Source organism: Mycobacterium sp. GA-0227b, assembly GCF_001499855.1.
Classification (GTDB): domain Bacteria; phylum Actinomycetota; class Actinomycetes; order Mycobacteriales; family Mycobacteriaceae; genus Mycobacterium.
In genome coordinates, this window is sequence record NZ_LQIK01000018.1 from 1 (window position 1) to 6,868 (window position 6,868).

Annotated in this window: 1 protein-coding gene; it reads right to left on the reverse strand. The window is 66.3% G+C overall.

The features are described 5' to 3' along the window. Window positions 1-6,868 (reverse strand): non-ribosomal peptide synthetase (locus AU185_RS13305; protein ID WP_156425517.1); only part of this gene is annotated, 6,868 nt, incomplete at both ends.

A 6,868-nucleotide genomic window follows, 5' to 3' on the forward strand; every position in this document is an offset into this window, starting at 1 on the left:
TGCGTAACATTGGCATGGGTGACCGCCACCCCCTTGGGCGTACCAGTAGTGCCCGAGGTGTAAATCAGATAAGCGATCCCCCCGCCACCAGGAACCGGCAACGGGCTACTCGATTGACTGCCAATACGCGGATCATCAACATCAATCACCACCACACCGCACTCATCCAGCCGCCCGGCCAGATCAGCGGTACTGATCACCACCTTGGGCCCCGCATCAGCGAGCACGAACGCGATCCGCGCCTCGGGATGGGCCGGATCGATCGGCACATAAGCCGCCCCCGCCTTGAGCACCCCCACAATCGCCACGACCGCCTCAGCCGACCGCTCCACCAACAGGGCCACGCAATCCCCCGCGCCCACACCTTCGGCAGTCAACAAGTGCGCCAACCGATTTGCAGCCTCATCAAGCTCGTGATACGTCCACGAACGCTGCCCGCCACACAACGCCACCGCATCCGGAACCCGCCGCACCCACACGTCGAACAACTCCAGAATCGACACCGGCGCCGCAGACCGCCCCAACACCACCCGATTACCGACCTCATCGAGTCGGGCATGCTCGAACTCGTCAAGCAAATCCACCGACGACAACGACCGCCCCGGATCAGCAGCCATCACCACCAACACCCGCCGCAACCGCTCCACCACAGCCTCGACACTGGCCGCATCAAACACATCAGTGTCGTATTCGACGCGAAGGCCCAACTCGGTACCCGGTTGGATTTGGATCGTCAGCGGGTAGTGATTGCGTTCGCGGACCGTGAACCCGGTGACGGCCAACTCATGCCCGCCCGTCAACGCAGCGGTGTCGATCGGGTAGTTCTCGTAGCCGAACAGCGTGTCGAAGAGCCGTTCGTGACCGGTGATGCGATGGATCTCGTTGAGCGCCAGGTGCTGATGCTCCAGAGTTTCGTTGTGGGCACGCTGCAGTTGCTCGAGCAGTTCGGCGGTGGTGGTCGTCGCGGTGATGCGCGCCCGCACGGGCACTGTGTTGATGAGTAAACCCACCATCGAGTCCGCACCGACCACCTCGGCCGGCCGCCCCGAGACGGCGGTGCCGAAGGCAACATCGTGCTGACCGGTCAACCACACGAGCAACTGCGCGTAGGCGCAGTGCAATACGGTGTTGACGGTGACGTGAGCTGAGCGCGCCAACTCGCCGATAGAGCGGGTGATCGGCTCGGACACCTGTGACCAGAGCACGCCACGTGGTCCCGAACCTGAACGATGGGCCGGAGATACCAAGGTGGGGGTGTCGAAGCCGGCGAGCACCTCGCGCCACGCCGCGTGGGCGGCGTCGAGATCGCGACCGGCCAGCCAGGTGACGAACTTGCGATAGGGCACAGCAGCGGGCAAGCACTGTCCCCGGTAGCTGGCGAATATCTCGTTCACCAGAATCGGCATCGACCAGCCGTCCACCAGGATGTGATGATTTGTCAGCACCATCTGATGCTGGTCTTCTGCGATGCGGATCAACGCCACCCGGAAGGCGGACCCGGCGGGCAGGTCGCATACCGCGACGCGCTCGCGAGCGCATACTCGCTGGACCTGTTCGTCGACATCCCCGCCGGGGTCGAGCTCGACGTAGTGCCATGCCCCGATCGGGTCGGCCGGGATGACCTGCACCGGCTCGTCGAACTGTTGGCAGAACCGCGCCGCCAGGTTGGGATGCCGATCGACCACCGTGCGCACCGCATCGCGCAGCCGATCGCGGTCAAGGGCTCCGCTCAAGCCGATCGCCAGTTGCACCGCATATACATCGTCGTCGCCCTGCGGGGTGCTGGCGTGGAAGAGCAGTCCCTGCTGCAGCGGGGTCAACGGCAAGATATCGGCGATTTCATACTGCTGGTGGAGTTCATCGATCTGACGCTGGCTCAGCTGGGCCGGGGCGATATCCGAGGGGCTCAGCCCGCCACCGCCAGCTCGCACGTGCGCACAGACGCCGGTCAGCGCTTCAAACCACAACCCGCTCAGCCGGCTTATCTCGTCGTCGTCTATCGCCGAGCGTGCCCATGTCCAGGTGGCGTGTAGTTGCGGGCCGGCCTCAGTGTCCACGGTGCCCGCGTTGAGCTCCACGGTGTGCGCCAACGGCGTCGCCACCGCCGAGGCGGCGCTGGCCAGCGACACCCCGTCCACGCCGATCCGCCACACGTCATCAGCAGCGGCAGTCTGCGCTGGAGCGCCGAGCCGCCCGAGGTAGTTGAATCCGATCGGCGGGTCTGATTCGGGCAGGTCCACGTCGGCGTTCAGGTAGCGCAGCACGCCGTAAGTCAGCGGATCGGGCAAGGCGCGAAGCTGCTCTTTGACATCTTTGATCACCGCACCCAACGCCGCGTCGCCGATGATCACCTGCCGCCACGACGGCTTACCGACCCTCAGAGCCACCGGGTACTTACTGGTGAACCAGCCCACCGTGCGGGACAGATCGACATCCGGGGCAATCTCTTCGTGGCGCCCGTGGCCCTCCACGTCGATACCGATCGGAACCGAACCATTGCCGACGAACTGCGCCCACGCCAACCCGAACGCGATCAGCAAGATGTCCTGTACCCCGGCATGAAACGCCGCCGGCACCTCGCCCAGCAGCGTGCGGGTGAGTTCGCTGTCCAGGGAGACCGACAACTGCCCGGCACTGGCGTAGGTATCCCGCTCCGGCTGCACCGCCGGCAACAGCGCCGGGGCCGCCGCCACCTGTTTCCACGCGTCGGCCTGCTTGACCACCTCCGGACGACGGGCGTGCTCGGCCAGCAGCGTGGACCAGCGGGCGAAGGACGTTCCGATGACCGGAAGTGCCACCGGCTGCCTGGCTCGGTGTTGGGCCCACGCGATATTCAAGTCTTCCAACAGGATTCGCCATGAGACTCCGTCGACGGCGAGGTGGTGGATGATCAGCACCAGCTGACTCGTGGACGTCACCCACAGTGCACTCACCATCGCCCCCGCGGCTGGATTCAGCCGCGACCGCGCGGTCACCAACGCCTCATCGGACAACGCATCGACCACTTGCAGGCAGCCGCCGGCATCCACCGAGCCCGCCGCGGGCACAGTCAAGGACCAACCGTCTGCACCGTCGGCCGCGCGCAGCCTCAACATCGCATGCCGATCCAGCAATGCCTGCAACACCACCGCCGCGTCGGTCTCGCTCGTCCCCGCGGGCGCGGACAACACGACGGTCTGGTTGAGCTCCTGTACTGGGCCGTCCACGCTGGCGAGCCACCGCATGATCGGTGTCGCAATCACCGGTCCGAGGCCCTCGTCGACGTCGCCGGCTTCGCCGTCGGTCACCACCGCCACCCGAGCCAACCGCCCCACGGTCTGCTCGACGAAGATGTCGCGCGGTCTACATGCGAGGCCGGCGGCCCTGGCCCTGGCGACCACCTGCATCGACAAGATGCTGTCCCCACCCAGATCAAAGAACGACTCGTCAACCCCGACGCGCTCGAGTCCCAGCACGTCTGCGTAGATGTCGACGAGGATCTTCTCGATGGCGGTGACCGGCGCCCGGTACTGGCTTGAGGTGTAGTGGGGTGCCGGAAGGGCGCGTTTGTCGAGCTTGCCGTTGGGGGTAAGCGGCATCGCCTCGATCAGCACCACGGCGGCCGGAACCATGTAAGCCGGTAGCCGCTCGGACAGCTGCGCCCGGATCGCGGCGGCGTCTGCCGTCCCGGTGATGTAGCCGACGAGGCGCTTGTCGCCGGGGCGGTCCTCGCGGGCGACCACTGCCGCCCGCTCCACGCCGTCCAAACCAGCCAGCGCGGCCTGGATCTCTCCCAGTTCGATGCGGTAGCCCCGGATCTTCACCTGCTCATCGACTCGGCCCCGGTATTCCAACTGCCCGTCGGCGCCCCAGCGCACCATGTCGCCGGTGCGATACATCCGTTGTCCCGGCGCTCCCTCGCCTACGAACGGGCATGCCACGAATCGCGACGCCGTCAACCCCGCCCGCCGTACGTAGCCGGCCCCCACACCGCGGCCGGCGACATACAGTTCGCCGACGACCCCCGCGGGCGCCGGACGTAACCATCGATCCAGCACAAACAATGCCGTTCCCGGCACCGGAGACCCGATGGGCGCCACACCTGCTCGCGCCGTCAACGGTGTGCTGGTCGACGCGAAGATCGTGGTCTCGGTCGGGCCGTAGACGTTGACCATCACCCGCCCCGGCGCCCACCGATCCACCACCTCGAGCGGACAGGGCTCGGCACCGATGATCAACGCCGTCGACTCGAGCCGGTCGGCTGAGAGCATCCCGACCGCCGACGGGGTTTGGCTCAACACGCTGACTTTTTCCGCCACCAGCAAGGCTTGGAGGTCTTGCGGCGAGCGGGCCACCGACTCGGGGATCACCACCAGGCGGCCACCGAATAGCAAGGCGCCCCAGATTTCCCACGCCGAGAAGTCGAAAGCCAGCGAATGAAACTGGGCCCACACCTGCGCCGGTCCCAGCGCCACGCCGATATCCAATCGGTCGAAGAGCCGGGTCACGTTGTGATGAGTCACCGCAACACCTTTGGGCACCCCGGTGGTGCCCGAGGTGTAGATGATGTGGGCGAGGTCGTCAGGGTTCGGCATCGGCAAGCTCGTGGAGGGATAGCTGTCGATGCTGGGATCTGCGACGTCGACAACCGGCAACTCGAAGCCGTCCAACCGTGAGCGGAGACCCGCGGTGGTGATCGCGGCGACCGGTGCGGCATCGGCGATCAGGAACTCGATCCGGGCCGCCGGCCAAGCCGGGTCAATCGGCAGATAGGCGGCCCCTGTTTTCAGCACTGCCAATATGGCCACGATCGCGTCAGCCGAGCGCGCTGACAGCAGCACCACACAGTCACCGGGTCCCACACCATGGGCGGCCAGTGAATGCGCCACCCTATTGGACGCCTCGTCCAACTCGCGGTAGGTCAGGCTGCGCCCGTCGAAGACCACCGCCACCGCTCCAGGAGCGGTGACCGCCTGCGCGGCGAACAGCGCCGGGATCGTCGTCGGCACAACGGACTGGGCCAGCACTGCGCGCTTGCCGATCTCATCGAGTCGGGCGTGCTCGAGGACGTCAAGCACGTCGATTGACGAGACCGGCCGCGCCGGATCGGCGGTCATCACAGCCAGCACCCGCCGCAACCGTTCGATCAGCGCCTCGATGCTGGCGACGTCGAACACATCGGTGCGAAATTCGACCGTTCCGCCGATCCCGGCGGGCTCGCCAGACTCGGTGAAGCGCTCGGCGAGCGAAAACGTCAGATCCATCCGGGCGGTCCGGGTGTCCACTGGCAGCGACGTGACCTCGAGGTCCTCCAGCGCGAGTTGCGCAGCGGGATCGCTGTTCGCGGCGAACTGCCACCCGACCATCACCTGGATCAGAGGATGGTGAGCCAACGACCTCGACGGGTTGAGTCGCTCCACCAGGACTTCGAACGGCACGTCCTGGTGCTCGTAGGCGGCCAGGCTTCTCTGGCGCACCTGGCTCAACAGCTCGGCGCCGGTGGGGTTACCGGCCAGATCGACCCGCAACACCAAGGTGTTGATGAAGAAGCCCACCAGCTCGTCCAGGGCGGGGTCGCGCCGCCCTGCGATCGGGAACCCGACGGCCACGTCGGTGCTGGCGCTGACATTCGAAAGGAGCACTGCCAGGGCGGCCTGGACGATCATGAAGCTGGTCGCGTTGTGCTCCCGCGCCGCCCGCGCGACGAGATTCTGCAATTCGGCCGGCCAGTCCACGACCACGCTGGCACCGCGCTGATCGGCCACCGCCGGGTACGGCCGATCGGTGGGCAATTCCAGCCGCTCCGGCAGCCCGGCCAGTGCCTGCTCCCAGTAGGCCAGCTGTGCGGTGATGGGGCTGTCGCTGTCCGCCAGATCGCCGAGCAGGGCACGCTGCCACAGCGTGTAGTCGACGTACTGCACCGGCAGCGGTTCCCATTCGGGAGCCAGCCCCGCACACCGGCTGGCATAGGCCACGCCCAGATCCCTGATGAGCGGGGCGATCGACCAGCCATCGGCGGCGATATGGTGCACTACTGCCACCAGCAGATGTTCGTCGTGTGCGAGCCGGAAAAGCTTTGCCCGAATTGGGATTTCAGACTGCAGGTCAAAACTGTGACGGGTTACCGCAAGGATCGCCTCGTCGAGCCGATCTTTCGGCCAGTCGGTGGCGTCAACGACGTCCCAGCCGAATTCCGCCTGTTCCGGCGGCGCGATCAGCTGCTGCGGGACGCCCTCGGGCGCGACGAACAGCGTGCGCAGGCTCTCGTGACGCTCCACCACGTCGGCCAGCGCGGCACGCAATTGCTCGACGTCAAGGCAACCGCGCAACTGCAATGCCGCCGGCAGGTTGTAGACCGCCGATGGTCCCTGTAACTGCCCGATGAACCACAGTCTCTGCTGGGCAAACGACAACGGCACCACCGCCGGCCGTTCGACGGGCACCAACGGCTGGAGCCGACGCGAACCTTGACTGACACGATGCGCCAACTGCGCGACTGTCGGCGCCTCGAATACTGCCGGTACCGATAGGTCGGCGTCCAGTGAAACGTTGATCGCCGCCGACAGGCGCATCGCCAGCAGCGAATCCCCGCCGAGGTCGAAGAAGGAGTCGTCGACTCCGACGCGCTCGATACCCAGTACGTCTGCGTATATGCCGGCCAGGATCTCCTCGACCGCGTTGCTTGGGGCGCGGTAGCGGTCGGTATTTTGGGACTCCGGCGGTGGTAGGGCGCGGGTGTCGAGTTTGCCGTTGGGGGTCAGCGGCAGCGGGTCGAGTAGCACCACCGTGGCCGGGACCAGATAGTCGGGCAGCCGATCCAACAGCTGGGCGCGAATATCGCCCGGGTCTGCGCTGCCGGTGATGTAGCCGACCAGACGCTTGTCACCGG